Source organism: Exiguobacterium sp. OS-77, assembly GCF_000414195.2.
Taxonomy (GTDB): Bacteria; Bacillota; Bacilli; order Exiguobacteriales; family Exiguobacteriaceae; genus Exiguobacterium_A; species Exiguobacterium_A indicum.
Genome location: NZ_DF239008.1, coordinates 1,524,817 through 1,548,739, shown reverse-complemented (window position 1 = coordinate 1,548,739; position 23,923 = coordinate 1,524,817). Strand labels below are relative to the sequence as shown.

The following is a 23,923-nucleotide window of genomic DNA, read 5'->3' as shown; positions in this document are numbered from 1 at the left end:
GAAGATGATGTGGAACGGTTCCTTGAACGATTGGACGGCGCGAATCATCTCGATCAAGATCATCCGTTTCGGTGATGACGCTTCGAACGTATCGAACAGCGTTGTCCGGCGTCCGTGAAACTCGATGACGCGGATCGCGCGACCGGTATCCGCTTTAAAATCATAACTCGTCCGGATCGAGACGATGATCTCGCGTTGGTCTGGTTGTACTGGCATGGTGTATCGCTTCCTTTCTCTCGGTCGATTATAGCATGGAGCTGCTTGAATTTAATAGCTGTCAACGACTCGGTCTTAAGAAGGATTGTCGTAACCCAAAATTTGTATTATACTAAAATTACCAAATACATAAAGGAGCGTTTTCGTGAAACATCTATTTTCGATACTCCTCTCGGCGAGTCTTTTGTTCACGGGTTGCTACTGCACCCTCGACGAACGGACGGACGAGCCACACTTCAAATCGCGTGCCCGCTCCATCTCCTCGTACCATACCTTCGACATCGAATATGCGAAAGGGCTACGGAAGGAGCAAGTCTCGAACCGAACAGTCACCGTGACGGATTCAAACGGTGAGCGGATGCAAACGGAGATTGAAGTCCTTGACGGCAAAGAGATCCGAATCAAACCGCCGCGCACTGGATACAAAAAAGGACGTCGCTACATCATCCACATTCGGGATTCGATCGACGCCCGCAAACAAGTCCATACGAATACGATTCGGGAACGAACCTTCACTGTCGACCGCTGACAGACAAGGTTCGTTTTTCATTTGGATCGAGCCGGAAAGACCGTATAACTCATTGAGATGACCCCATCGATCACGAGGACGAGTCCCCACAATTGTAACGTCCGTAAGAGACTCTCCGTCTGCTCAGCATCTCCCAGCCACAAAATCATCGCACCGAGTAACGTCCCACCAATCAAAAATGCCAGCACGTGCCGATAGAACCCGTTTCGCTCTTTACGTGCCTTTGAAATTCGCTCCCGTGATACTTGTTCTCTCAGGATGAACCGGCGATACATCCCGTCCGCCCAGGCAATCATCTGTTTCCCGAAGGCGAGTGAGACGCCGATATAGATCGCAGCAAGTCCGTGCGCGATCGTCGCTGTGCTGCCGCGACTTAAGTCAAACACCGTTAAGACCAGTAAGACAATATCAATGACCGGTGACATCGCCATCAATCGAAAACCGAGTCTTTCGCGCCTGAATCCATAACGCACGATCAGTCCGGCGACAATGAATACCCAAAATAGAATCTCACAACAGACGATTGCCCACGCGACAAGTTGCATATCAATCCTCTCCTTTTTAATACGACTGTATCATAAAGATAACACCTCTTTTGTAGCTTGACTAGTCTTTTTAATACATTCGTGCTAAAAAGATGATATAATCGAGGTATGCCAAAACAAGTCAATCACGAAGAACGCAAACGCCTCATCGCGGAAGCGACGTGGCGCACGATTTCTCAAGTCGGTATTGAACAAGCCAGTGTCCGGACGATCGCCAAGGAAGCGGGACTCTCACTGGGTGCCTTGCGATATTACTTCACGACCCAGGACGAGTTGCTCCGCTTCTCGATGGACCTCGTCCAAGAACGGGTCCAAGCACGCATCACAACCATTTTCGAGAAAGGAGGAACCCCGGAAGAAACGTTATGTGACGTCTTACTTGAGGTCTTACCTTATGCACCCGAGCATCAGCTCGAGATGCAGGTCTGGTTTCAATTCATGATGTCCGCGTATACGTCGCATGCAACAGAAAATCCGGATGATATCTACCATATGGTCCAGGTACTGTTGACACAGATTCCGGACGGTACACTCCGCGCGGGCTTAGACATTGAGCTTGAGAGTGAACGGCTCGCAGCACTCGTTGACGGGTTAGCCTTTCATGCTCTGTTTCGACCAGAACGATTACCAAAAGAACGCCTGCGTCATGTGCTCGTCCATCACTTGAACGCCCTCTTCGTCCGTCCTTTAGCGAACGACGACAAATAACCCGCTGTTCCCTTTGCGCGCGAGGGAAACAGCGGGTTTTTCATCGTCTTGCTTCTACGAGAATCAACGATAAGGAGCGAATCAAGAAGAACGTCAAAAACGCTGCCCAGACGCCCTGATTTCCAAAAGTCGGTGTCAGCAGGAGGACGACCGCAAAACCAATTCCTGCTTGAATCATCGAATTCCGAACGGGTGTTGCTTCAACCCGCCCGGCAAAGATGCCTTCATAGATCATCGCCCAACCGGCGAGAAGCGGTAGGATGATGATCCAGAAGTAATAATCGCGCGCTGCGTCTAAGATTGCCTCTTCTGAAGTGAACAATTGAAGGAGCGGTGTCTCAAGGAAGAGAAGCACTAGTGACCAGAAGACGACCGAGTAGAATCCGAACGTCCGTGCCAAACGGACACTCGTCCGGTATCCTGCCTGATCTTGATGCCCTCTCGCCCGACCGACGAGAACCGTTGACGCATGACCGAGTCCACCGAACCAGTACGAAATCAGATACTGGATTTGTAGCAGGATCGCGTTGGCTGCGAGGACATCCGGTCCGAATTGTCCTCCAGCACGTGTGAACCAGCCGGTGACGAGTAGAAGGAAAATCGTGCGAATGAACAAGTCACGATTGACTTGAAAGAATTGACGGTACGCCTGCCATGCCGTCAAGGCACGCCATTCATCACGCGTCATCGCCAAATGACCACGGATCAGGTACAGAGCACAGACGACGATGCTGATCTCCGCGATGACGGTCGCAACCGCAATTCCAGCAACACCGGCATCCAATCCGTAGACGAATCCGATATCGAGAACGACATTGACTCCTGTACTGAACAATTGGACGAACAAGGCGTGCTTGACCTGACCGGTACCAATCAACCAGCCGAGTAACGCATACCCCATCAACACGAACGGTGCGCCAATCATCCGGTATGAAATATACGTCTTGACCGCACCGAGCAAGTCAGCGGGTGGTGCAAGTAAGTACAGTCCGATTTGCTCGAGCGGCTGTCGGAACAACAGGATAAGCAGACCGATACAAGCTGCTAGAAACAGCGGTCGGTAAAGTGACGTCCGTAAGGCGTGCACGTCATTCGCCCCACTTGCTTGGGCGCTGAATCCTGTCGTACTGACTTTTAAGAAACCAAACAACCAGTAAATCGTATTGAAGAAGACGGCTCCGACGGCGATGCCGCCGATCGCCCGCGGATCACCGGATTGACCGATGACGACGGTATCGGTCACGCCAAGCAAGGGTGTCGCAATACTTGAGAGAATCAGCGGATAAGCGAGTAACCAGTACGTTTTGTGGGTCGGTTGTGCGTTCACCATGTTCCGGCCTCGACGAATCGTTGGGTATACGCACCACCTGATTCCAATCGATCAATCAAATCAACAGCGCGACCGTCACGTAAGACAAGTGTTTCCGAACAGAGGCGCCGGATGAAGTCGATATCGTGCGAGATCAATACAAGACTGACACCAAGTGTCTGCTGCAGGCGTTCCAGTAGCTCGATGATCTGTGCGCGGGAGACGACATCAAGTCCGGTCGTCGTCTCATCCATCACGATGATGTCGGGTTCAATCGAAATCGCGCGGGCAATCGCGGCACGCTGAATTTGTCCCCCACTCAATTGATGGGGCAATCGATCGAATAACCGTTCCTCCAACCCGACCGCAAGTGCGAGGGCAGTCGTGAGTTCCTCTTCTGACGTCGCTGGGAAATGCCGCAAGATCGGACGATGCCGACGAAACGGTTCAAGAATCGATTCCCGCACCGTCCATTCTGGATTAAAGGAAGCGAGAGGATGTTGAAAGACGGCTTGAATAGCTCGTCGCTCGTTTCGGTGCCCACTCGGAAATACCTTTCCATGCAAGGAAATCAAACCATGCGTGGGTTTAAGCAGACCGAGGATCAATCGTCCGAGTGTCGTCTTGCCACTCCCACTCTCCCCGATGATGCCAATTGACGCCTTTTTCGTCACGTGAAAGGAGATATTCGACAAAATGGGCTGATCCTTTATCTGATAAGTAAGATCTGTTACGGATAAGACTGGTGACATGAACTCTTCCTTTCTTCCGGTGATGTACGATGCGCTTGCATCAAGCTCATCGTGAACGGATGACGACTTTGCTCGATCATCTGTGGTGTTCCAGTCTCGACGATTCGTCCATCCTGCATTAAGACAAGTTGCTCGCCATAATGTAAAGCAGGTCCTAATTCGTGGGTGACGAACACAATCGTTGCTCCGTACTGGTGTTGGTACTCGATCAACCAGTCGAGTAAACGATGTGTCAAGACGGGATCGAGTGCCGTCGTTAATTCATCCGCTAAAATCAACCGTGGTTTTAAGGCGACGGCAAACAGGATCGCGAACCGTTGTAATTGCCCACCGCTCAACTCTCCTGGATACCGATCCAACCAGGTCGGGTCCAACTCAAGCGTTCGCAAGACGTCATCGATGTAAGGATGATCCATCTTTCGTCCATGTGCGCGATATGTATCCCGTAACATCTGACGCATCGTCAAAAACGGAAGAAACGCATCGGTATACTGCTGTGGTATGTAACCAATATCGAGACCACGCCGAAGAGGTTCGTCCGAGATGACTTCTCCGCTCGACGACATCCCGTCCGGCAATCGATCCAGTAATCGTTTAAGCAAGAGCGTCTTACCGCTCCCGCTCGCTCCGACGAGACAGATGAATCGATGAGCTGGTAACGATAGATTCATGTCATGCAGAAGGACGTGTTTCGCCCGAACGTGTAAGTTCCGAATCTGAATCATTTACGTGTCCTCCTTTTTTCTTCATCCATCGCGTCCATCCCATCGTCGCGACGACGGTCAAGACGATGCACGCACCTGGCAAAAGCATGAGCCGGGGTGCGGAACTGAAATAAGGACGTCCTTCGTTCAACATTGCTCCCCACTCTGGCAGTGGTGCTTGGACACCAAGCCCGATATAAGAGAATGCCGATAAGAATAAGATGACTTTGCCGACATCCAAACTCATTAACACGACGACTTGTCGGATGATGGGCGGCAAGATATGGCGTCGTAAGATCATACTGTCTGTTAACCCGTTGATGCGTGCCATGCTGATGTATGGCTTTTGCATCGTCTCGGTCACGAGTGTCTCGCTTAATCGCGCGTAGGAAATCCATTTGATGAGTAAAATCGCAAAGATCAAACTTTGAGGACTGGCACCAAATAATCCGGCGATGACAAGTGCTAGAACGGTGTCAGGGAAAATCACGAGACCATCTTCTAATCGATGAATCAAGTGCTTGAGTCGTCCATCATAAAAACCGGCTAGACAACCAAGACAGGTACCGATGCACGCTGTGAGCAACACCGTAAGCAGGCTGAAACCTAAGGATATCAAACCAGCTAAAATAAGACGAGCTGCGAAATCTCGTCCTAGACCGTCTGTTCCGAGCCAATGTTCAAATGAAGCGGGCTCAAGTCTTTTCGCTATGTTTGTATTAAAAGAATTTGTAAATACGGTATATGAAATAAAAAGTAGGAGACATCCTCCGAAAATGAGCCATCTTTTTTTCATGTGTGTGTTCCCTTCTGCCAATCTGGTCGTAACGCCCGGTTTAGCGACCGGATACCTTGATGCAAGACAAGAATGATGCCTGTCGTCAGCAAGATGTAGCCTTGAATCAGTGGATAATCGCGTTGCAAAATCGCATCGACCATTAACTTTCCGACACCTGGATACGCAAACAGGACTTCGAGGACGACGACACCCCCGGCAAGACTGCCGAGCGTCAGACCGAACACGGACAGGACCGGTGGCAAACTGCCGCGTAACGCATAACGCCAAAGAATCGTCCGCTCGGATATACCACGCATCCGTGCCAACTCAATGTACGGTTGGTTCAATTCACGGCGTAGATTCAGTCGAATCAATGGAATATAAACGCTCGCAAGTGGAAAGCCGAGCGATAGAGCCGGGAGGACAAGTGACGTCATCCCCTCCCGCCCCATCACAGGTAACCATCCGAGACGGACGGCAAACAGATCGACGAGCAACAGACCGATCCAAAAACCAGGCACGGTCGCTCCGCTCATGCTGACAAGGTGCGCAAGACGGACGACGCTTCGGCGCGTCATCAAGGCGCTACCGATTCCTAGGGGTAAGGCGATCAATAAGGCAATCAAAATACCGCCAAGTGCCAGCTCCGCTGTCACGAGATAACTCTCTAACAACATCTCGATGACCGGTCGCCCCGTCTGTAACGAGTTTCCGAGACGTAAGGTGAGTATGTCTTGCAGCCAACGGACGTACTGGACGAGCAACGGCTGATCGTATCCTAATTCACGGCGCGCGGCCTCGATTTGTTCGGGCGTTGCTGATAATTCATCGATATTCAATAACGTCAAGACCGGATCACCCGGCAGTAACCGTAACAAGACAAAACAACTGAACGTGATGAGTAGAGTGAATAGACTCAGCGATAGCAGTCGTTTGACGATCGAATGCATCAATCGGTCACCTGCAACGTGTTCGTGATCATGTAGTATTCACTCTTTTCCGTTTTCCATCCTTTGACGCGTTTGCTGTCATAGGCGACGAGTGTTGAAGGATGGAGCAAGAAGCTATTATAGCGTTTCTCGTCGACATATCGCGCGATCTGCTCCGCAAGCCGTGAACGTTCCTCGATCTGAATCGTTTCATTCAACGTCTCGATCTGTTTCGTCAACTTCGGATCCGCGACACGACTGAAGTTCAGTCCTCCGTTCGGATGATAGGTCGCGTTCAAATAATATCCAGCATCCCCACGCGGAGCTGTCAGATTGCTGTACGTCGCGATATCCCAGTCCCGGTTACTCGCCATGTATTCTTCCGGGACATCAATCTGTTTAATCGTGATCGCGACACCAATCTTTTTCGCGTCATCTTGAATGACTTGAGCGATCAACGGCAGGTCTGGTCGAGCCGCATACGTCAATAACGTCAGCTTTAAAGGACGACCGTCCTTTTGCATCCGTCCGTTTTGTTTTGTATAACCGGCTTGTTTGAGCCATTCCTCAGGCGTCTTCTGCACTTGTTGCGGATAGTTCGGAGCAAATGGGAATGACGATAGGAACGGACCACGTGCTGGCACCGCATATCCTTGGAGGACGTGATCGACGAGTTGCTTTCGATTGATCAAAGCATCCATTGCCTGTCGGACTTCAAGCGATTGCATCGGACCGTTCGCGACATTCATTGTCAACTGATGGACACGGAACGTATCCGTCGCTTGGACTGTTAATCCTTCAGACTTCAACTGCTTGACACTCTCGATTTCCGGTCGATAGACGATATCCGCCTGTCCGGCACGCAAAGCGTTCGTCCGTGCGCCAGCATCTTCGTTGAAGACAAAATCAACGGAATCAAGTTTCGCTTGTTCTTGCCAATAGGACTTGAAACGTTTTAACTCGACTTTTGTTCCCGGAGCGAACCGTTCGACTTGGAACGGACCTGTTCCCATCGGTTCCTTCGTTACCCCGCTCGCTTTCGTGTCGATGATTGCTGTGTTCGGATTGACGAGTTCCGAGATGAACTCTGGATATGTCGTCTTCGTGTGAATGAGCAAATCGGGTCCGTCTGTTTTGATCGTCTCGATATTCAAGGCATTCTTGACACCTGGATTTTCGTCGATTGAGCGTTCGAGAGACGATTTGACGGCTGCCGCATCAAGTTGTTTCCCATTATGGAACGTCACGTCTTCCTGTAAGACGATCCGCCATGTTCTCTTTCCTTCGTAGGACCATTTTTTCGCAAGCCACGGCTCGACCGTCAATCGTTCGTCATCAAGACGGACGAGCGTCTCCGTCACCCCTGCGCGAAGCGGAACATAACTGCTGTCGCGATGCGGATCGAGCGATTGTGTCGCGAAGTTATAGACGAACGTCAAATGGTTTTGCTCTTGTGGCTTATCAGAAGCAGCACAACCGGCAAGTGTCAAACCGAGGAAGACACTACCGATAAGGCTAGCAGTTTTATATGTAGACATTGTTCTCCACCTTTAATTCGGAATAATTACGTTTTACATCATATCGTAACGATTCCGATTTAACAAGCGTCTTTTCTATTTCTCTATATTGAATTTGCCATCAAAAAAATACCGAATCAACTACAAGCGAACAGCTCGTGTGATTCGGTAGCGGTGTATTTCTTATAAGACGTCGACGAATTGTTTTGCCTGACGCTCGAGTTGTTTCGCTGAATCAGCCAATTGATCGAACTCACTGACCGTATGTTCGAGTTGCCCCGTACTGTCCTTGACCTTAGACGAAATCCGCTCGATGCTGTGTGAAACATCTTCAATCCGCTCAACGATCCCTTCAATGTTGTTCTTGATTTCTCCGATTGAGTGCGACACTTTGTTCGACAGGTTTCGGACTTCGGTCGCGACGACATCGAACCCACGTCCATGTTCACCAGCACGTGCCGCCTCGATCGCCGCATTCAAGGCGAGCAGATTCGTCTGCGCTGCAATATCACGGATCGTCTTGACGATGTCGGTGATCGAGTTCGCATCCTTTCGTAAGGCAACAAGGCTCGACAGATTCTCGACGGATTCCGCCTCGACTTGTTGGACGGTCGCCAGCACGTTCAGACCATCCTGACGACCACTCTCCGATTTGACCGTCAAGAACGCGGATGTCTCGTTGAGTTCAGCCGCCATCCGTAAAACATCCTGTTGGCGAATCGTAATGTCCGATGCAATTTTTGAGACACCGACGACCCGGCGCCCGTCATCCGAATAGATCGGCATATAGGTCGCTTCGAGCCATTTCTGTTGCCCATCAGCAGCCCGGCGTTCAATTTTGTCCTGATACGTAATTCCTTGCATCAATTTGCGCCAAAACAACTCATAATCCGGACTGTTGACGTACGCTGGAAAGCAAAGATCGCGATGGTATTTACCGATTAGCTCTTCCACTTCATACCCCATCGTCCGGGCAAACAACTCGTTGACATATGCGACTTTCCGTCGATCGTCGAAGCGGATGATTGCCAGATTTTGCTCGATTGCTCGAATGACTTGTGTGTCGGTGACGCGTGCTGCTTGTTCCTGCATCGACATGCCGATTCCTCCCTGGATTCAAACTCAAGGTCATAATGCTCCTATTGTCATATTATCCCTTATATCGACAGGTTCCTGCCATTTTAAACTGTAATCTAGTAAATAATATACGATTTTTAATACGCACTCCATCCACCATCGGCGACGACGATTGCCCCGTTAACAAAACTCGCCTCGTCAGACACGAGGAACATTGCCAATTTTGCGACCTCATCCGGCTGACCGGCACGTGGATTGAGTCCCATGCCGAGCATCGCCCGTCCCATTCCGAATTCATTCAGGTTCGTCATCGATTGCCCGATGTTCGTCTCGACGGCTCCAGGAGCGATGCCGTTACAGCGGATCCCCTCTCCGGCGTAAAAGAAGGCGGTATTCTTCGTCAAACCAATGACGGCATGTTTGGAAGCGGTATAGGCTGCTCCTGCTCGGGCACCGTTCAGACCGCCAATCGAGATGTTATTCAAAATGACACCACCTTTTACTTCCTTGAAATGCTTGACCGCTTCGCGCATCAGACGCATCGTTCCCGTCGTATTGACGGCGAGAACATGATCCCAGCGTTCATCGGAGATGTCTTCCACTCCCTCCATTCCGTCCATGATCCCAGCATTGTTGACGAGAACGTCCAGTTTGCCGTAAGCCTCAAGCGCTTGTTGGACGAGTTCTGTTGCTGCCTTTGGTTTGGCGATATCACTCGCAACAGCGATCGCTTCTCCCCCTGCTTCCTTGATGTCAGAGACGACCCGTTCAACGGTTTCCAACCGAATGTCCGCTGCGACGATCCGTGCGCCTTCTTGTGCAAACAATTTGGCCATGGCTTCACCCATTCCTGAGCCAGCTCCCGTGACGATGATCGTTTTACCTGTTAGTCGCATCATGAATCATCCTTTCGTTTATCGTGATACTAATCTATTCCCGAAAAAGGCTCTAGTTTAGTCAAACGTCGTGTCAATTCCATGAAAAAAAGACCCGACGATTTTCGTCGGATCTTTTGACTTCCTTATTGCAGTTCGCGGCTCTTTTCTTCTTGTTCGTTGTTCGATTTATTTTTTGCTTCAAATTCAGCGCGTGTCATGACGTCCTCGACGTGCATGTTGACTTCGACGACTTCAAGTCCTGTCATGTCGCTGATTGATTTTTTGATTTTAGCGACCGTCTCTTGGAAGATTGACGGAATGTTTTTACCGTATTCGACGATGACTTTCAAATCGAGTGCGACTTGGCGTTCGCCGACTTCCGCACCGATTCCTTTCGTGATGTCTTCCGAACTCCGGAGACGATCCGTCAGTCCACTCATGAATCCACCACTCATTGACAAGATGCCTGTTACTTCATTCGACGCTATCCCTGCGATTTTTTTGATGACTTGATCTTCGAACGTCAATTTATTCTCGCGTACCACTTCGTTTTCAGTTGTTGTGTTTACTTCGTTTGCCATTTGAAATCTCTCCTTTTGAATGTGTAGTTAGATATATATGAATCAGTCCCGTTGAAAGAACTGAATCCACCCTTCGATATCGAGCGCACCATCGCGCCACTTCCCAATCAAAAATCCGATCGCTGCGAAGGCAACGATGAGGATCGTCGGACCAAAGCCAATCGTCAAGAATAAGATGGCGAGGATTAGACCGACAAGTCCTCCGATCAGTCGGAACCGATACGGATAAAGTGCTTCCCTTGTCTTCATGTTCCCTCTCCTCTCTTAGACGACACGTTCCGATGTTTTTGTTTTCGTGTCACTAATCGTGACCTTCGTACTCGTGACCGGCAACTCGAGTAAGGATTCGACGGCTTGTTTAGCGCGTTCTTGGATATCCTTTGCGATCGTCGGAAGTCCCTCTTGTCCGAAGACCGAGCAGTCGACTTTTAAAGCAACCGTCTCTTTTTTCGAATGGATGTCGGCATGGACACGCGGTGTCCGTACGCCACCAATCCCACGAATCGACTCCAGTGCAGTCCGTTCGATTGTTTCCTTCGAAATCGTGATCGTTCCGTCACCCGTTTGAATCAACAGACGTTGACCTTTTGAGCGGCTGAACAATCCTGTGAATAATAGAATAACGAATACGAATGCTAAAAATCCTCCGATGGATAGAACGGTATAGCTATACCATTGCTGATCCTGCCACTGCTCAATCAATGAACTAAGCCGTGGAACATCATACACACCGAGCACAAGCAGCCCGACACTGACGAGTCCGAGTATGCCTATGATGACGAGTAAGAATCGATTGAACCCATTCATCTGCACCTCTCCTTTACGATTGTTAACTTCTTTCACCTAGGTGATTCAACACATGAACTATTATGTGTATGGTGTGTTTATTCCCGTTCATTCGAACCCGAAACATTTACATACACTTTTGTTAAAATGTTCATATATTCTGATTTTTCAGACTATAGTTAGTGAAACAAGTGGATTATTTACTATATTTAACGGAAATAGACCTCTTTCAACTAAAAAGAGGTCAACAATCTAATCCATTTATCATTTCCCGTATACTTCGTCAATACGTTTTTTTAAAATGATCATTCCACTTCGATTGGAATGGCAAAATAACCGTTTCCTTCTTCCCACCCTGCTCTAATCTGATAGACATATTTTCCATGGGTCGTTGGCAAAGTGATATTTTCTGCGTCCTGAAACGTTCTAAGCTTTTTTCCATTTGTAACGGACCATAACTCAACGGTAACAGTTTTTGGATGCGGACCATCTCGAAAAAGAATCGACATCTGTTCTTCCGGTGCAACGCGTTCACCTTGTTTCTTTTTTACTTGTTCAACTGGTCCAACCTTTGCATCAGCCGTCTCTCCTAAAAAGAGTCCTGACCACGTATAGGTTCCTAAGTACACCTTTGCTTCACGATTTTCAATCGTCACGTCAGGTGCTGGTGGTTGATGGCGGAAAGGATCCAGCGAGAAGAGTAACCCTAAACTAATCAGCACTACACCAATAAACGTCTGTTGTTTCACGAGGCAACCTCCTACACAATGTTTTCAAATCAATAAAAGCGGCAATACCTCTCAAGGAGTACGTTATTCAGAAGGAGGAGTTCAGATGATTCAGGATAAAGTCGTCATCATTACAGGGGCATCAAGCGGAATTGGGGAAGCAACCGCAAAGGAACTTGCGAAACAAGGAGCAAAACTCGTTCTTGCTGCACGCCGGGAAGATCGTTTGCAAGAACTCGTCAAAGCCGTTGAAGCAGAAGGTGGTCAAGCCGTCTACCAAGTGACGGACGTGACGGATCGCGAGCAAGTCGATGCACTCGCTAAGCTTGCAAAAGACAAGTTTGGCTCAGTTGATGTCATCGTCAATAACGCGGGATTGATGCCACTGTCACACCTCCATAAGAATCAACAGGATGAATGGAACACGATGGTCGACGTCAACATCAAAGGTGTTCTCCATGGAATCGGAGCCGTCTTGCCGTACATGCGCGAACAAAAAAGCGGACATGTCATCAACATCTCGTCCGTAGCAGGTCACGAAGTCATGCCGTCGAGCGCCGTCTATAGCGGTACGAAATTCGCCGTTCGCGCGATTACGGAAGGTCTCCGCAAGGAAGAATCGGTCGACAATCACATCCGTGCAACGATCATCTCACCGGGAGCGGTCGATACAGAATTGAAGGACCATATCTCGGATGACGAGATCAAACAAGGGATCGGTGACTTGAAAGCGATCGATGCGAGCGCGATTGCGCGTGCCATCGCATATGCCGTCAACGAACCAGAGGATGTCGCGATCAACGAGATCTTGATTCGTCCAACCGCTCAACGTTAATTATTTGTAGATTTGTAGACAGGACCCCTCATTTGCCAAACAGCTAACGAGGGGTCCTGTTCTGTTTAGAGTAGTCGTTCCGCGATGAGCTGGTACGACTGCAATCGTTTTTCTTGATCAAAGGCATTGTTGATTAGTAAAAATTGATCCGTTTGATAACGGGTTGCTAATACCTCTAGCTCACGCTCAACCACATCCGGTGTTCCGACAATCGCTCGTCGGCGATCTTTGCGAATCCGTTCTACTTGCACGTCATTCCAGACCTTTGATTCTGTCGTCTTAAATGACGGAACGATTGAATTCCCGAGTCGGACACCTTGAATCCAGGCATCCTGTGTTCGAGCGAGACGTTCTGCTTCTTCTTGTGTCGGAGCACAGATAACGAAAACACAGACGATGACGTTCTTCCCGCCCGCCTCGCGATATGTCGAGAGCGTCTCTTCCCAACGATCCGGATTGATGAAGTGACCAAACACGAGACCACGGTCTTGTTCAGCTGCAATCCGCGCGCTACGTGGCGACAGACCCAGGATCGAAATCGGTGACGGTTTCCGGTCACGTGGTGTCGTCTTGACGATCCGGTATGGGTGTCGATTCGATAGACTGTCTGTTAAGAAGCCCGCCGTTTCATCGACGAGTCGACTAAACTCCGCCGCCCGGTTTTCTTCTCCATCCGTCAACGCAAGTCGTGTCCTTTCGCTCCCGCCCGGCGAATTACCGATCCCGAGTTCGATTCGTCCCGGATAAAACGCATCGAGCGTCGCAAAGCTCTCGGCGACTTTCAGCGGATGATACTGCGGCAACAACACGCCACCTGAACCAAGCTTGATTTTTGACGTCTTCGCACCCATTCGGGCGATGAACAGTTCCGGTGCCGCACTGAGCAACCCGTTCGTATTATGATGTTCGGCGAACCAGTACCGTTCGTAACCGAGTCGCTCGGCTTCTAAGACGAGTCGTTCCGTCGCTTCCATCGTCGCTTCGACCGTATCGCCCTCGTGTAACGGCACTTGATCGAGTATTCCTAGTCGCATCACGCATTCCTCCTCTACCCTTTCAGTGTAAAGCGTGGAGGAACGGAGTTCAAAAACGAGGCTCAGACACGCACGAGACGATCTTCGATGATGACGCCATCTCGCATCTCGATCGTTCGGTTCGCCCGTTCGGCGAGTGCCGGATCGTGGGTGACGAACAAGACGCCGCAGCCTTTCTCTTCGTTTAATGACCGTAAGAGATTGAAGATGATTTCTCCCGTATCCGTATCGAGGTTCCCTGTCGGCTCATCGGCAAGCAACCATTTCGGTTCATGAACAAGTGCTCGGGCAACGGCGACCCGTTGTTGTTGTCCACCGGAAAGTTGCGACGGCAAACTGCCTGCTTTATCAGCAAGACCGACTTGTGCAAGTAACTGCTCGGCGCGTTCTTTTTTATCGTATGGTACTTTTCGACCGAACAAAGGCGCCATGACATTCTCAAGCGCCGTCAGCGTCGGAATCAAATGAAACTGCTGGAAGATGAAGCCGATGTTCTCGAAACGGAAGTCGGATAGTTCTTTACTGTTTAATTTGTTGATTGGTTTTCCGTCGTAATGCAACTCCCCACTCGTCGGACGATCGAGCGTTCCGATTAGACTGAGTAACGTCGACTTTCCAGAACCTGATGGACCGATGATTGAGATGAAGTCACCTGCTTCAAGCGTCACTTCGATGTCTTGTAACGCATGTGTCTCGACTCCGTCTCCCGAAAATGATTTTCCCATCTGTTTGCATTGAAATGTTCCTTCCATATGTAAGCCCTCCATATATTCGTGATAACGTACTATTCAAGAATTTATTGGGAATTCCTTCTAAAAGAAAGGAAATAAAAAACAGCACTCTTGAGGAACAAGAATACTGTCAAGAAACACGTGGTTGAATGGAAACGAAATTTTTACGATAGACGATCTCATACGGTAAAACGAATAATAGACAAGCAAGAGCCGTGAACTGAATCATGCTTCCGGTTGGTGGTAGCGGAGACAGCGATGCATCATGCCATGCTTCATACAAACCAATGAAAAGAAACAGGACGACACTACTCGTCGTCACATAGATGAGTAAACGAAGGGTCAATGGATAATGGCGGACGATCCATAACATCGGTAAACCAAAGATAAAATAGGATAACGTCATCGCAAACGTTCCGAACTGATAGACGATCTCAAAGTCGATCGTCGTCAAGAACGAATATGCTGTGAACGCTAAGAACGAAAGAATCGTCACGACAGCCGCATAACTGATCCAGCGCATACGGTTGGGCTCCTCTCCTGAATGTCGTTCCTGTACGCGCGATCGCAACAGAAACCGGATATGTACAATTAGTGTAGGCAGTCCGATTTCATTTGTCAATTGTCTTCAGATTGACTTATTCAGTCACTAAACGATTGCACTGGAAGCGGATTCATTGAATAATGGAAAAAAGGAACTAGGAAAGTGAGGTTTTACCGATGGAGAAACAACTCACGATGTTTCGTGATCGTTTTGAGGCTACTCCTGACCGCCACGAGGATCTTTCGTATGACGTGCTCGAGTCTCGCCTGACGCCTTCAAAACGAACTGCCCTTGCTTGGATGGAACAGACAGGTGGCGAGCCGAATGTCGTAGCTCTTAATGGACGACTCGTCATCGTCGACACTGCCAAAGAGAGTCCAGCTGGTCGTCGAAGCGTCTGTTTGGACGAATCCGCTCGACTTGGTCGCAAGAAAAATGCGCCCGCAGCAAGTGTCGAGTCGATGATTGAGATGCTAGAGGTGCACCTCTTAACACCAGAACAGTATCAAGAACTACAGACGCAGTTTTCGTTTGACGAAAAAACCTCCAGCTGGCTTGCGACGCCGGACGTGATCCGTCAAAAAGGTGGCGCTTTGTTCGGAGATCGTCGTTATGAGACGACGTTCATCTATCACAACGGAGCGGATTCCTATTATGCGAGCCGAGGATTTCGTGTCTGCATTGAGCTAAATTAATCCAAAAACACTCTACGATTGAAGTAGAGTGTTTTTTGTAAATTATAGGTAATAAAACCCAATTATGATATGATGGTCGATGAGTAGAGGAGGTGGACGTCATATTTGTATTGGGATTGATTGTAGGCGGTCTTCTCATGTTGATCAGTTTCCGGTTATTTCGCCAGCAACAGCCGGATACGATCGCATTATGTAAAGATATCTTCTACGTGTTCGAAGTGCAGCCGGAATATCGATTTCGTTATATCAGTCCGTCACTCGATGACCATATGGGGAAAGGCGTGGCAGCAGCCAGCTACATGGATCCGGACGAGTGTTTCGCGCGGATTCATCCGGAAGACATCGAAGTCTTGATGTCGAAGATTTCGGGCGATTGTGATTACGATCAGCCGTTTCGGCAACGCTGGCGGACGAATGACGGAACGTACGTCTGGTTCGAAGAATATGCGACACCCATTTGCGAAAATGGACAGATCGTTGCCATCCAAGGGGTGATCCGTAACATTGACGAGCAGTTGAAATCACAACAGGCATTGCTCGATCAATACCGGATCGATGCCTTGACTGGTCTAGGGAATCGCCATGCCTTCAACGAGGCTGTCCACACACTCGATCAAAAGAAGACGGCGTATGGGATGATTCTGCTTGACTTGAATGAACTAAAAGAGCTCAACGACCGGTTCGGTCACGCGGTCGGTGATGCCTTGCTTGAACAAACAGGACTTTGCATCCGCCGCTTGACAGACCATGGCTACCGGATCGGTGGTGATGAATTCGTCTTGATCGACGAGAGTCCGTCGATTGAGCTGTTCGAGGGATTCGTCGAACACGTTCGCTCGACGTTCGCGACACACGAAATCGGACTCGCAATCGGCGCCGTTCATACGACAACAGGACGCCGTGTCGACGACGTCCTGCATGAGGCAGATGAGCAGATGTATCAAGAAAAGATGAATGATCGCTTAAGTCGTCAGCATGGATTGATGCGCTTGAAGCAATAAGGCGTTGAAGCGTTCCGGTTGATCGAGATTCGCCGTATGCCCGGCTCCCTCGATCGGTAAAACGATGACGTTTGGCACATGTTCCGCAACGAACGCGGTTGCGTCGACTTCGTATGTTTCATTCGTTCCGTTTAGGATGACGACCGGTAAGGTGATCGACTGCAGCATCGTTTCCGTCAGTGCCGGGAAACGGAATGTCATCAAATCAAGGACTGCCCGCGCCGTCGTTTTCCAGGCAGGACCATGCAACTGTTCGAACTGGTCGGCAATTTCCGGTGCTTGTTGTTCGAGGTCGAGGAAGAACTCTCGTTGCTTGCGCATCAGCGGCTCCATCGCTTTAGGAATGAATGGTGAAAAACCCGTGATACATACCCCTTCGAGTTCGTCCGGTGGGTCGAGTGCCAGTTGCATCGCAAGCGTTGCGCCAAGCGACAACCCGAGAATCCATCCTGGACCTTCCTGTGCCATCCGTTCGCGGATGGCACGTGTTGCTTGTGATAAGTAATCTTCCGTTGCCGGTTCCGTCGTCATTCCGTGACCAGGCAGATCAATCGGAATGAACGTAAAATCATCCGCTAAAGCGGATAGCTGTGGTGCAAAGTGTGTTGCTGCCGTTCCCATTAAACCATGTAGTACATACATACGTGTCATACGGTAAACTCCTTAAATTGATGTAGTGTCAATATCGCGTCTACGATGACGTCCGGACGATCGCGATGCATCAGGTGTGATGTTCCCGGAACGAACGTCACGTTCGCCTGATCGGATAGATTCGCCTGTCGCTGAATCAATTCCTGCCATTTTCCTTCCATCTGCTCCAGTTCGTCTTTTGGAAAACCAGCAGCGCTCATCGTTTCGATCGACTGCGCTTTGTCCCGTCCAAGAACGGTCAACGGAACACCGAGATCGCGCATGCGTGGTTGAAGATCTTTCGCATCAGCTTTCCACTGCGAGATGATCGCATGCATCGCCAGGTAATACGCCGGGTTCCAATCCGTGCGGTCATCCCCGTCCGGGAAACGGTCACGTAAATCAGTTGCTTTTGATAGTTCTTCGAACCGATCGATCCAGACGGCGTCATCCCCTTCCCGGTCGAGCATCGGTGTATCCAGCTGATCGAGTTCTGCTAAATCAACGGACGTCGCATCCACGAGAACGAGACCGGCGACACGTTCTAGATGATGTAGAGCAAAAGCTTGCGCAACAAGACCACCGTAGGAATGACCGACGAGTGTGACCGGAGTCGCAATATTCGTTGCGTTAAGAAACTGATTGATTTGCCGTAAGATGCCGGTCGTCCCGTCGATGTAATCCTCCGACCATTCGTGCGGATGAAAGCTGACGACCCGGTAGTCCGGTGTCAGTTTCGTCAGAATGTCCGCCCAGTCCTGATACGTCCCACCGAGCGAGGGGAGGAGTAACAACGGTCGACCTGTCGAACCGTCGTCATAATACGTCACTTGTTTTCCCTGATGTTGCATAATTCGTTCCATTATAATCACTCCTCTAAACTTTGAAAGATGGTGTTTACCTTGATTCGTGCCCTATTGTTTGATTTAGACGAGACGTTACATGACCGGTCCGGTTCTCTTCCCTATTTCCTTCGGGATCAGCATCAACGTTTTCGTGAAGTTGCGCATGTTCCGATCGACGACTACATCACGACGTTCTTGGCGCTTGATCAAGAAGGACGCGTCTGGAAGGACGTCGTCTATACGGAAATGATTCGTCGCTTCCAGTTGTCGCTTTCTGTTGAAGTACTGCTACACGACTACGTGACGCGTTATCCGATCTTCGCACGGAGCTTTCCGGGAGTCGACGCCTTTTTTGCGCAATTACCGCCTGAGCTACCCATCGGCTTACTGTCGAACGGTCGGACGACGTTTCAACGTGCTGTCTGTGACGCAATCGGACTGTCTCCCTCTTTTACGCAGATCGGGATTTCGGAACAAGAAGGCGTCCGTAAACCGGATCCGGCATTTTTCTTGCGCTTAACGGACCGTTTAGGTGTTCGCCCGGACGAAGTCCTTTATGTCGGCGACAATTACGACCACGACATCTTACCGGCGCGCGCCCTCGGCATGCAGGCGATTTGGAAGCGCACAGGCGATGTTCCATTGACCGACACGCAATTTTCGGACTGGTGCCAGTTACCTGCTCCACTCCAAGACCTGATACGAAAGGAGAACCAGCCATGACGGAACAGATTCGCCGTTTCCAGCCTGACGATTTTGAGCAGATTCATCGATTGAACGCATTAGAAGGATGGCAGGATCTCGTCGCTGATCAAGAGCGGACTCGCAACGCGTGGATGAATGCAAATGCCGCTTTCGTCCTTGAGTCTGACGGAGAAATCCTTGCCTATGTCCGCGCTTTAACGGACGGTTCAGTGACGACGTTCGTCTGTGAGCTCCTCGTCAGCCGAAACGCACGCAAGCGTGGGTACGGACAACAGTTACTCGATCACTTGCAACTTACCTATCCGACGCGGATCGATCTCCTGGCAACCCGTCAAGCTGCTTCTTTTTATGAACAACAAGGATTTCGTGCTTTCCATGGTTTCCGTAAATCACGATGAAGCGAGTGATTTCGAATAACTCGTGCTCGTCACGCTGTAGCCCATCGATTGATAAAAGTGATGGGCTGCTTCGCGTTCCGGTCGATTACCACTGTTCAGCAAGACGGCAGTTGCTCCTCTTGCGTGCGCCCAGTCTTCCGCTGCTCGGATCAAGCGGCGTCCGATTCCCTGCCGACGATATTTCGCGTTGACGACGAACGCGACGATTCGGACATAGGTCGTATCGTGCTCAAACGCTTGCGCCTGAAACAGACCGACGCAGCCGAGAAGCATATCGTCGTCTTCTAACACAAGCAATTCATAATCCGGATGACGGGTGACCCGTGTAAACCGTTCGCGTAACACATTCTCGCTTGCCGGATACCCGAGCTGCGTCATCAAACCGACCAATTGCGGTAGATCGTCTGTTGTCCAAGACCGGATGTTCATCTCCCTTTCCCCCTTCTACTGTTCTGGTGACAGAATCATCACCCGTTCTCTTCCCTCTTCCTGACCAACGACCAGCACGTGCTCAGATACCGGATCATCCTTGATTTGATAGACGGTAAACGCATCGAGGTTCGACGCAAAATCAGATGTGTCCTGTTCCAGTTGCGTATCGGTCAAGACATCATCCGTGACGCCGAGTCGCTTCCCTTTCAGCTGTTGCCAGTCTAAATTCGTCATCTCTTTTGATACTTTGTAAAACTGTTCATCATAATACATGCCGACCCTCATCGATTGCGATGATTGTTCGGGAACGGTCTCATGCAAGGAACTAAAGCCGATGATCGTCAGACCTGCAGCAAGGCAAACAGCTTGTACCGAGCGCCGGCGCCGTTTCGCTTTGCGGATACCTTGGATTGTCCGTTGCCTGACAGATGACGGTACATCGATCAAGATTTTTGGCTCGTGATTCATAGACTCATCCCCTTCTGTCGTCGTACTTTCTCGAGTGCGCGGTACAACGTGCTTTTGATCGTACTCAGTGGCACATTGAATGCTTGCGCAATCTCTTGCAATGACAAATCTTCTTCATACCGGAAGTAGACGATTGATCGCTCGGTCGGCTCGAGGACATCCAGTAAATCGTCCAAGTACAAGCGATCGACGAGACGCTCTTCAAACGAAGTCGTTTGACTCGGTTCGATCGCGAGCGGCTGAAACGACGCTCGATGTTGCTGGAAAGCGCAATTCATCGTGATGCGCGTCAACCACGTCTTAAAATACGAAGCATCCCGTAAACTCTTTCGCCCACGCCATGCCCGGTACGCGACCTCTTGGACGTTCTCAAGCGCTGCCGCCTCCTCTTTCAGATAAATGAAGGAAATACGGTACACATAGTCTTCTTCTGCGAATAAAGCTGCTTCAAAAGCAGCGTCGGATAATGCTGTACCTGACTTTCGAAACACATCGGCATCCTCCTTTTTGGCAATCACTCCCCTATTAGATACGCAACACGTTTAAAAAGTTTCATTTTTTTCAAATTTTTCTTATAATTCCCTTTTCTTGCATGAATGAATTCGATAGGATGGGAAGCAGAGAGGGTGATGAACGTGTACAAGAAACTCATTGCTTTACCGGAGCTTACGCATCTCGAAGGGGCGGTCTCCATCCACCAGCAAGGTGAACAAATCTTTAGCCATGCTAACGGATTCGCACATCGAGGCTACCGCGCATCGAATACAGAAACGACACGATTCGGAATTGCCTCAGGTGCGAAACTCTTCACGGCGGTCGCTATCTTACGGTTAGTCGAGGAAGGAAAGGTTACACTCGACGAACGCGTCGCGCCGATTCTACCGGACATAGGAATCGATCTAGACGGTGTGACCATACATCATCTGTTAACCCATACGTCAGGCATCGGTGATTATTTTGATGAAGCGACGATGACCGACTTCGAGGAGGTCTTTCAAGATTTCCCGATGTACTGTTTGCGTCGTCCCATCGATTTTTTACCGTTGTTTAAAGGTCAAAAAAGACTGTTCACTGCAGGCGAACGTTTTCATTACAACAATGCGGGATACATCCTGCTCGGTCTCGTGATCGAACAATTGACGAAACAACCCTTCGCGGATTACGTGACGAACGAATTATTCGCTCGGGCGCAAATGACACAGTCTGGTTACTTCCGACTCGATTCGCTACCGGCAGATACAGCCATCGGTCACATCGAGAATGAAGACGGAACGTGGCGAACGAATCACTATGCGTTACCGATCATTGGCGGACCTGATGGCGGCGCCTTCCTCACAGCATCAGACATGGAACGTTTCTGGCGAAGCCTTCTGACGCATCAGTTGCTGTCCGAATCGATGACCACGCAACTGTTTCATCCCCACGTCAAAGTCAACGATGTTGCGTCTTATGGTTACGGTGTCTGGCTGAAACGACTCGATGCCTCGCACGAGAAGTGGCACATCATGGGTTACGACCCGGGTGTCAGCTTTCATTCCGCCTATTATCCACAATCGGAAACGATCGTCACCGTCTTATCGAATACGTCTGACGGAGCCTACGCGCTCGTTCAGGCCATCGAACTACTTTTACTTGAGAAAGGAATCCATACATGAACCTTTATATCGCTTCTCGCTTTGATCACACGTTGACCGTCCGCTGGCTCCGCGATGAACTCCGCTTGCGTGGACACGATGTAACATACGACTGGACGATGAATGATCGGGCAGAGGATCCTGAAGCATTACGAAAGATTGGTCTTGCTGAATTCGAAGCCGTACAACAAGCGGACGCCTTCGTCCTCGTGTTACCAGCAGGAAAAAGTAGTCACGTCGAACTCGGGATTGCGCTCGCGACGAATCGCCCGATTTACTTATGTATGCCGGATGCGACCTACTTCACCGGACCATTGGCCAGTACGTTTTATCATATCGGACAGACGACCTCTTGCTTCGGAACGAAAGAAGATTGGCTCGCGCAGATTCTCGCTGATCGCTTACCGGAAGAACAACTGACGTCATGAGGACCGTCCTGTTGACGATCGGACCGACCCATGCCGGGAAAACGACGTTCGCACGACAGCTTGCTCAACGTCTACCAGCAAGCCTTGTCATCGATCAGGATCTTCAAGCACGCTTTTTGCTCGAACATTATCCGGACCTCGTTCCAACATAAGGACCGAATCAGATCAAACATGACTTGACGGGATGGTTGATCGAACAGGCAATCACGTCTTCCGTCGAGACGATCATCTTATGTAACGCCAACACCACGCGGATTGGTCGGAAACAATTATTAGATCCATTCTCCCGATCGACGTTCCGCTCGATCCTCGTCTGGTTCGATTTACCCGAAGCCACTTTTTTAAATAGACTGACTCACTCCAAACGCGATGGACGAGAGATTCGTGGCGACTCGTCGTACTACGACATCTATCAGCGGCAACGAATCGAGTCGCCAGTTACAGGTGAAGCGGACAAAATCGTTCGTCTTCGTTCGACGGAAGACGTTGACACATTCCTCGATCATGTCACGAATCCGACGCTTGACGCTCTCTTCGATGCGGTGTCGACTGATTGAAGAACATGACAATCGTGCATAAAGCACCCGCTTCTTCATCAACGAATGCAAAAAGACCAACCGATATGTAACCGATTACATAAAGAAAGAAGGAACACTCATGTCTGAAGAACAACGATTGACAGGCGGAAATGTCTCCGCTGTCTATCAAAAAGGTGAGCATGTCTATCGCTCACAAAAAGAGAACAGCAACAACGTCCAACGGTTATTATGCCACTTAGAAGCGAAACGCCTATCCGGTGTTCCGCGTTTCGTCGGCATCGACGAACAAAATCGAGAGATCCTGACCTTCCTCCCTGGTGAAACGGCCGATTATCCGCTAAAAGCATACATGTGGCATGACGACGTATTGGACGATGTCGCACGTCTGATGCGCCAGTATCATGACGCGACAGTCGACTTCGACGTCTCACCGGACTGGGCACCGTTGCTCAATACCCCGACTCCACACGAAGTCATCTGCCACAACGATTTTGCCGTCTACAATACGATTTTTCAGGATCAAAAACTGAGTGGCGTGATTGACTTTGACCTCGCAGCACCCGGTCCACGTGCTTGGGATATCGTCTACACGCTCTATACGTTCGTTCCGCTTAGCAGCAGACGACAAGCACCTGACGGATCCGTTCTTACTTATTCACCAGAGCAAGATGACACACGTTTCGCCAAGCGAGTGAGTCGGTTCCTTGATGCGTATGGCTATGAAGGACCGCGTTCCGAACTCCTATCCATGTTATTGTTACGCGTCGAAGCCCTCTATCTGTTGATTGATCAAAGAGCTGCGGACGGTGATGCTGCATTCATCAAGATTAAAGAAGAAGGTCACGACACACATTACCGCACGGAATACCGTTTCATCGCGGAACATGGGAAAAAGTGGTTTACCAATACAAATTACTTAAGCTAACACATCCTAAAGGAGCGCCACACTTCACGATAACATCGTATA

Annotated in this window: 33 protein-coding genes and 1 pseudogene; 12 read left to right on the top strand and 22 right to left on the bottom strand. The window is 49.8% G+C overall.

The window, feature by feature from the left end:
* Positions 1 to 216 (bottom strand): annotated as a pseudogene (locus EXG77_RS07750) (hypothetical protein); the annotation flags it as partial.
* A gap of 145 nt (positions 217 to 361) precedes the next feature.
* On the opposite strand from EXG77_RS07750, the gene EXG77_RS07745 reads away from it, so the two are divergent.
* Entirely contained in the window at positions 362 to 745 is a 384-nt protein-coding gene (locus EXG77_RS07745) for a hypothetical protein (RefSeq protein ID WP_023468358.1), read from the top strand.
* A 17-nt stretch (positions 746 to 762) separates the two neighbouring features.
* Here EXG77_RS07745 and EXG77_RS07740 read toward each other — a convergent pair whose 3' ends face one another.
* Positions 763 to 1,290, bottom strand: a complete 528-nt coding sequence (locus tag EXG77_RS07740; protein ID WP_035397269.1) for a hypothetical protein — start codon at positions 1,288 to 1,290, stop codon at positions 763 to 765.
* Positions 1,291 to 1,398: 108 nt separating this feature from the next.
* Between EXG77_RS07740 and EXG77_RS07735 the strand changes: the two genes are divergently transcribed.
* Positions 1,399 to 1,998: a TetR/AcrR family transcriptional regulator gene (locus EXG77_RS07735; protein ID WP_035397266.1), complete on the top strand. Its 600-nt coding sequence runs from the start codon at positions 1,399 to 1,401 to the stop codon at positions 1,996 to 1,998.
* 40 nt (positions 1,999 to 2,038) lie between these two features.
* Here EXG77_RS07735 and EXG77_RS07730 read toward each other — a convergent pair whose 3' ends face one another.
* The 12 genes from EXG77_RS07730 to EXG77_RS07675 form a co-directional block, all read right to left on the bottom strand.
* Positions 2,039 to 3,328, bottom strand: coding sequence for an MATE family efflux transporter (locus tag EXG77_RS07730; RefSeq protein ID WP_035397263.1), 1,290 nt, complete (start codon positions 3,326 to 3,328; stop codon positions 2,039 to 2,041).
* Positions 3,322 to 4,059, bottom strand: a complete 738-nt coding sequence (locus tag EXG77_RS07725; RefSeq protein ID WP_035397260.1) for an ABC transporter ATP-binding protein — start codon at positions 4,057 to 4,059, stop codon at positions 3,322 to 3,324. Before EXG77_RS07725 ends, EXG77_RS07730 begins: the two co-directional genes overlap by 7 nt.
* Positions 4,038 to 4,784 (bottom strand): ATP-binding cassette domain-containing protein, encoded by a 747-nt coding sequence (locus EXG77_RS07720; RefSeq protein ID WP_035397258.1) that lies wholly within the window; start codon positions 4,782 to 4,784, stop codon positions 4,038 to 4,040. The genes EXG77_RS07725 and EXG77_RS07720 overlap by 22 nt, the downstream gene beginning before the upstream one ends.
* Positions 4,732 to 5,559 (bottom strand): ABC transporter permease, encoded by an 828-nt coding sequence (locus EXG77_RS07715; RefSeq protein ID WP_052017119.1) that lies wholly within the window; start codon positions 5,557 to 5,559, stop codon positions 4,732 to 4,734. Before EXG77_RS07715 ends, EXG77_RS07720 begins: the two co-directional genes overlap by 53 nt.
* A complete protein-coding gene (locus tag EXG77_RS07710; RefSeq protein WP_023468365.1) occupies positions 5,556 to 6,491 on the bottom strand; it encodes an ABC transporter permease in 936 nt (311 codons plus the stop codon). Before EXG77_RS07710 ends, EXG77_RS07715 begins: the two co-directional genes overlap by 4 nt.
* Complete coding sequence (gene nikA, locus EXG77_RS07705) at positions 6,491 to 8,008, bottom strand: nickel ABC transporter substrate-binding protein (RefSeq protein ID WP_035397254.1); 1,518 nt, start codon at positions 8,006 to 8,008, stop codon at positions 6,491 to 6,493. The genes EXG77_RS07710 and nikA overlap by 1 nt, the downstream gene beginning before the upstream one ends.
* Before the next feature lie 162 nt (positions 8,009 to 8,170).
* Positions 8,171 to 9,085, bottom strand: a complete 915-nt coding sequence (locus tag EXG77_RS07700) for a methyl-accepting chemotaxis protein (RefSeq protein WP_238987925.1) — start codon at positions 9,083 to 9,085, stop codon at positions 8,171 to 8,173.
* A 116-nt stretch (positions 9,086 to 9,201) separates the two neighbouring features.
* Positions 9,202 to 9,960 (bottom strand): SDR family oxidoreductase, encoded by a 759-nt coding sequence (locus tag EXG77_RS07695; protein ID WP_035397253.1) that lies wholly within the window; start codon positions 9,958 to 9,960, stop codon positions 9,202 to 9,204.
* Positions 9,961 to 10,085: 125 nt separating this feature from the next.
* Complete coding sequence (locus EXG77_RS07690; protein ID WP_023468370.1) at positions 10,086 to 10,523, bottom strand: Asp23/Gls24 family envelope stress response protein; 438 nt, start codon at positions 10,521 to 10,523, stop codon at positions 10,086 to 10,088.
* Between the two features lie 42 nt (positions 10,524 to 10,565).
* A complete protein-coding gene (locus tag EXG77_RS07685; protein ID WP_035397250.1) occupies positions 10,566 to 10,772 on the bottom strand; it encodes a DUF2273 domain-containing protein in 207 nt (68 codons plus the stop codon).
* A gap of 15 nt (positions 10,773 to 10,787) precedes the next feature.
* Positions 10,788 to 11,330 carry an alkaline shock response membrane anchor protein AmaP gene (amaP, locus tag EXG77_RS07680; protein ID WP_023468372.1) on the bottom strand — a complete coding sequence of 181 codons (543 nt, stop codon included), beginning with the start codon at positions 11,328 to 11,330 and terminating at the stop codon, positions 10,788 to 10,790.
* 284 nt (positions 11,331 to 11,614) lie between these two features.
* Entirely contained in the window at positions 11,615 to 12,058 is a 444-nt protein-coding gene (locus EXG77_RS07675) for a hypothetical protein (RefSeq protein ID WP_035397247.1), read from the bottom strand.
* An 85-nt stretch (positions 12,059 to 12,143) separates the two neighbouring features.
* Here EXG77_RS07675 and EXG77_RS07670 point away from each other — a divergent pair, with 85 nt between their 5' ends.
* The gene (locus EXG77_RS07670; RefSeq protein ID WP_023468374.1) at positions 12,144 to 12,872 is read left to right on the top strand and encodes an SDR family oxidoreductase; all 729 of its coding nucleotides are present in this window, start codon (positions 12,144 to 12,146) and stop codon (positions 12,870 to 12,872) included.
* A 65-nt stretch (positions 12,873 to 12,937) separates the two neighbouring features.
* Here the strand turns inward: EXG77_RS07670 and EXG77_RS07665 are convergent, their stop codons facing one another.
* The 3 genes from EXG77_RS07665 to EXG77_RS07655 all read right to left on the bottom strand — a co-directional run bounded on the left by EXG77_RS07665 (position 12,938) and on the right by EXG77_RS07655 (position 15,160).
* Entirely contained in the window at positions 12,938 to 13,906 is a 969-nt protein-coding gene (locus EXG77_RS07665; RefSeq protein WP_023468375.1) for an LLM class flavin-dependent oxidoreductase, read from the bottom strand.
* A 62-nt stretch (positions 13,907 to 13,968) separates the two neighbouring features.
* Entirely contained in the window at positions 13,969 to 14,658 is a 690-nt protein-coding gene (locus EXG77_RS07660; protein WP_023468376.1) for an ABC transporter ATP-binding protein, read from the bottom strand.
* A gap of 109 nt (positions 14,659 to 14,767) precedes the next feature.
* On the bottom strand, positions 14,768 to 15,160 hold the full coding sequence (locus EXG77_RS07655) for a hypothetical protein (protein WP_023468377.1): 393 nt from the start codon (positions 15,158 to 15,160) through the stop codon (positions 14,768 to 14,770).
* 197 nt (positions 15,161 to 15,357) lie between these two features.
* Here EXG77_RS07655 and EXG77_RS07650 point away from each other — a divergent pair, with 197 nt between their 5' ends.
* Positions 15,358 to 15,876 (top strand): DUF4256 domain-containing protein, encoded by a 519-nt coding sequence (locus EXG77_RS07650; protein ID WP_035397244.1) that lies wholly within the window; start codon positions 15,358 to 15,360, stop codon positions 15,874 to 15,876.
* Positions 15,877 to 15,986: 110 nt separating this feature from the next.
* Positions 15,987 to 16,877, top strand: coding sequence for a sensor domain-containing diguanylate cyclase (locus EXG77_RS07645; RefSeq protein ID WP_035397242.1), 891 nt, complete (start codon positions 15,987 to 15,989; stop codon positions 16,875 to 16,877).
* Here EXG77_RS07645 and EXG77_RS07640 read toward each other — a convergent pair.
* Positions 16,839 to 17,528, bottom strand: coding sequence for an alpha/beta fold hydrolase (locus EXG77_RS07640; protein ID WP_052017118.1), 690 nt, complete (start codon positions 17,526 to 17,528; stop codon positions 16,839 to 16,841). The genes EXG77_RS07645 and EXG77_RS07640 overlap by 39 nt on opposite strands.
* On the bottom strand, positions 17,525 to 18,370 hold the full coding sequence (locus EXG77_RS07635; protein ID WP_035397240.1) for an alpha/beta fold hydrolase: 846 nt from the start codon (positions 18,368 to 18,370) through the stop codon (positions 17,525 to 17,527). Before EXG77_RS07635 ends, EXG77_RS07640 begins: the two co-directional genes overlap by 4 nt.
* Before the next feature lie 39 nt (positions 18,371 to 18,409).
* Between EXG77_RS07635 and EXG77_RS07630 the strand changes: the two genes are divergently transcribed.
* Positions 18,410 to 19,075, top strand: a complete 666-nt coding sequence (locus EXG77_RS07630; protein ID WP_052017117.1) for an HAD family hydrolase — start codon at positions 18,410 to 18,412, stop codon at positions 19,073 to 19,075.
* Positions 19,072 to 19,455: a GNAT family N-acetyltransferase gene (locus EXG77_RS07625; RefSeq protein WP_023468382.1), complete on the top strand. Its 384-nt coding sequence runs from the start codon at positions 19,072 to 19,074 to the stop codon at positions 19,453 to 19,455. Before EXG77_RS07630 ends, EXG77_RS07625 begins: the two co-directional genes overlap by 4 nt.
* On the opposite strand, the gene EXG77_RS07620 is transcribed toward EXG77_RS07625, so the two are convergent.
* Genes EXG77_RS07620 through EXG77_RS07610 form a run of 3 tightly spaced genes read right to left on the bottom strand, consistent with a single transcriptional unit; the run spans position 19,447 to position 20,846 of the window.
* Positions 19,447 to 19,884 carry a GNAT family N-acetyltransferase gene (locus EXG77_RS07620; protein ID WP_023468383.1) on the bottom strand — a complete coding sequence of 146 codons (438 nt, stop codon included), beginning with the start codon at positions 19,882 to 19,884 and terminating at the stop codon, positions 19,447 to 19,449. The two genes, EXG77_RS07625 and EXG77_RS07620, sit on opposite strands and share 9 nt — an antisense overlap.
* Before the next feature lie 15 nt (positions 19,885 to 19,899).
* Entirely contained in the window at positions 19,900 to 20,355 is a 456-nt protein-coding gene (locus EXG77_RS07615) for a hypothetical protein (protein WP_023468384.1), read from the bottom strand.
* On the bottom strand, positions 20,352 to 20,846 hold the full coding sequence (locus EXG77_RS07610) for an RNA polymerase sigma factor (protein ID WP_035397238.1): 495 nt from the start codon (positions 20,844 to 20,846) through the stop codon (positions 20,352 to 20,354). The genes EXG77_RS07615 and EXG77_RS07610 overlap by 4 nt, the downstream gene beginning before the upstream one ends.
* Before the next feature lie 138 nt (positions 20,847 to 20,984).
* Here EXG77_RS07610 and EXG77_RS07605 point away from each other — a divergent pair, with 138 nt between their 5' ends.
* The 5 genes from EXG77_RS07605 (at position 20,985) to EXG77_RS07585 (ending at position 23,881) form a co-directional block, all read left to right on the top strand.
* Positions 20,985 to 22,010 carry a serine hydrolase gene (locus tag EXG77_RS07605; RefSeq protein WP_119182608.1) on the top strand — a complete coding sequence of 342 codons (1,026 nt, stop codon included), beginning with the start codon at positions 20,985 to 20,987 and terminating at the stop codon, positions 22,008 to 22,010.
* Positions 22,007 to 22,417, top strand: a complete 411-nt coding sequence (locus EXG77_RS07600; RefSeq protein ID WP_023468387.1) for a hypothetical protein — start codon at positions 22,007 to 22,009, stop codon at positions 22,415 to 22,417. The genes EXG77_RS07605 and EXG77_RS07600 overlap by 4 nt, the downstream gene beginning before the upstream one ends.
* The gene (locus tag EXG77_RS07595; RefSeq protein ID WP_119182607.1) at positions 22,414 to 22,569 is read left to right on the top strand and encodes an AAA family ATPase; all 156 of its coding nucleotides are present in this window, start codon (positions 22,414 to 22,416) and stop codon (positions 22,567 to 22,569) included. Before EXG77_RS07600 ends, EXG77_RS07595 begins: the two co-directional genes overlap by 4 nt.
* A 24-nt stretch (positions 22,570 to 22,593) precedes the next feature.
* The gene (locus EXG77_RS07590) at positions 22,594 to 22,974 is read left to right on the top strand and encodes a hypothetical protein (protein ID WP_035397234.1); all 381 of its coding nucleotides are present in this window, start codon (positions 22,594 to 22,596) and stop codon (positions 22,972 to 22,974) included.
* Positions 22,975 to 23,074: 100 nt separating this feature from the next.
* Positions 23,075 to 23,881, top strand: coding sequence for a phosphotransferase (locus tag EXG77_RS07585; RefSeq protein WP_035397232.1), 807 nt, complete (start codon positions 23,075 to 23,077; stop codon positions 23,879 to 23,881).
* The last annotated feature ends 42 nt before the right edge of the window (positions 23,882 to 23,923 follow it).

What these genes read in the sequence shown, in the direction of transcription:
- EXG77_RS07740 (WP_035397269.1), bottom strand. Translation starts at nt 1,290, where the DNA reads ATGCAACTTGTCGCGTGGGCAATCGTCTGTTGTGAGATTCTATTTTGG.
- EXG77_RS07735 (WP_035397266.1), top strand. Translation starts at nt 1,399, where the DNA reads ATGCCAAAACAAGTCAATCACGAAGAACGCAAACGCCTCATCGCGGAA.
- EXG77_RS07730 (WP_035397263.1), bottom strand. Translation starts at nt 3,328, where the DNA reads ATGGTGAACGCACAACCGACCCACAAAACGTACTGGTTACTCGCTTAT.
- EXG77_RS07725 (WP_035397260.1), bottom strand. Translation starts at nt 4,059, where the DNA reads ATGTCACCAGTCTTATCCGTAACAGATCTTACTTATCAGATAAAGGAT.
- EXG77_RS07720 (WP_035397258.1), bottom strand. Translation starts at nt 4,784, where the DNA reads ATGATTCAGATTCGGAACTTACACGTTCGGGCGAAACACGTCCTTCTG.
- EXG77_RS07715 (WP_052017119.1), bottom strand. Translation starts at nt 5,559, where the DNA reads ATGAAAAAAAGATGGCTCATTTTCGGAGGATGTCTCCTACTTTTTATT.
- EXG77_RS07710 (WP_023468365.1), bottom strand. Translation starts at nt 6,491, where the DNA reads ATGCATTCGATCGTCAAACGACTGCTATCGCTGAGTCTATTCACTCTA.
- nikA (WP_035397254.1), bottom strand. Translation starts at nt 8,008, where the DNA reads ATGTCTACATATAAAACTGCTAGCCTTATCGGTAGTGTCTTCCTCGGT.
- EXG77_RS07700 (WP_238987925.1), bottom strand. Translation starts at nt 9,085, where the DNA reads ATGTCGATGCAGGAACAAGCAGCACGCGTCACCGACACACAAGTCATT.
- EXG77_RS07695 (WP_035397253.1), bottom strand. Translation starts at nt 9,960, where the DNA reads ATGCGACTAACAGGTAAAACGATCATCGTCACGGGAGCTGGCTCAGGA.
- EXG77_RS07690 (WP_023468370.1), bottom strand. Translation starts at nt 10,523, where the DNA reads ATGGCAAACGAAGTAAACACAACAACTGAAAACGAAGTGGTACGCGAG.
- EXG77_RS07685 (WP_035397250.1), bottom strand. Translation starts at nt 10,772, where the DNA reads ATGAAGACAAGGGAAGCACTTTATCCGTATCGGTTCCGACTGATCGGA.
- amaP (WP_023468372.1), bottom strand. Translation starts at nt 11,330, where the DNA reads ATGAATGGGTTCAATCGATTCTTACTCGTCATCATAGGCATACTCGGA.
- EXG77_RS07670 (WP_023468374.1), top strand. Translation starts at nt 12,144, where the DNA reads ATGATTCAGGATAAAGTCGTCATCATTACAGGGGCATCAAGCGGAATT.
- EXG77_RS07665 (WP_023468375.1), bottom strand. Translation starts at nt 13,906, where the DNA reads ATGCGACTAGGAATACTCGATCAAGTGCCGTTACACGAGGGCGATACG.
- EXG77_RS07660 (WP_023468376.1), bottom strand. Translation starts at nt 14,658, where the DNA reads ATGGAAGGAACATTTCAATGCAAACAGATGGGAAAATCATTTTCGGGA.
- EXG77_RS07655 (WP_023468377.1), bottom strand. Translation starts at nt 15,160, where the DNA reads ATGCGCTGGATCAGTTATGCGGCTGTCGTGACGATTCTTTCGTTCTTA.
- EXG77_RS07650 (WP_035397244.1), top strand. Translation starts at nt 15,358, where the DNA reads ATGGAGAAACAACTCACGATGTTTCGTGATCGTTTTGAGGCTACTCCT.
- EXG77_RS07640 (WP_052017118.1), bottom strand. Translation starts at nt 17,528, where the DNA reads ATGACACGTATGTATGTACTACATGGTTTAATGGGAACGGCAGCAACA.
- EXG77_RS07635 (WP_035397240.1), bottom strand. Translation starts at nt 18,370, where the DNA reads ATGGAACGAATTATGCAACATCAGGGAAAACAAGTGACGTATTATGAC.
- EXG77_RS07625 (WP_023468382.1), top strand. Translation starts at nt 19,072, where the DNA reads ATGACGGAACAGATTCGCCGTTTCCAGCCTGACGATTTTGAGCAGATT.
- EXG77_RS07620 (WP_023468383.1), bottom strand. Translation starts at nt 19,884, where the DNA reads ATGAACATCCGGTCTTGGACAACAGACGATCTACCGCAATTGGTCGGT.
- EXG77_RS07615 (WP_023468384.1), bottom strand. Translation starts at nt 20,355, where the DNA reads ATGAATCACGAGCCAAAAATCTTGATCGATGTACCGTCATCTGTCAGG.
- EXG77_RS07605 (WP_119182608.1), top strand. Translation starts at nt 20,985, where the DNA reads ATGAACGTGTACAAGAAACTCATTGCTTTACCGGAGCTTACGCATCTC.
- EXG77_RS07600 (WP_023468387.1), top strand. Translation starts at nt 22,007, where the DNA reads ATGAACCTTTATATCGCTTCTCGCTTTGATCACACGTTGACCGTCCGC.
- EXG77_RS07595 (WP_119182607.1), top strand. Translation starts at nt 22,414, where the DNA reads ATGAGGACCGTCCTGTTGACGATCGGACCGACCCATGCCGGGAAAACG.
- EXG77_RS07585 (WP_035397232.1), top strand. Translation starts at nt 23,075, where the DNA reads ATGTCTGAAGAACAACGATTGACAGGCGGAAATGTCTCCGCTGTCTAT.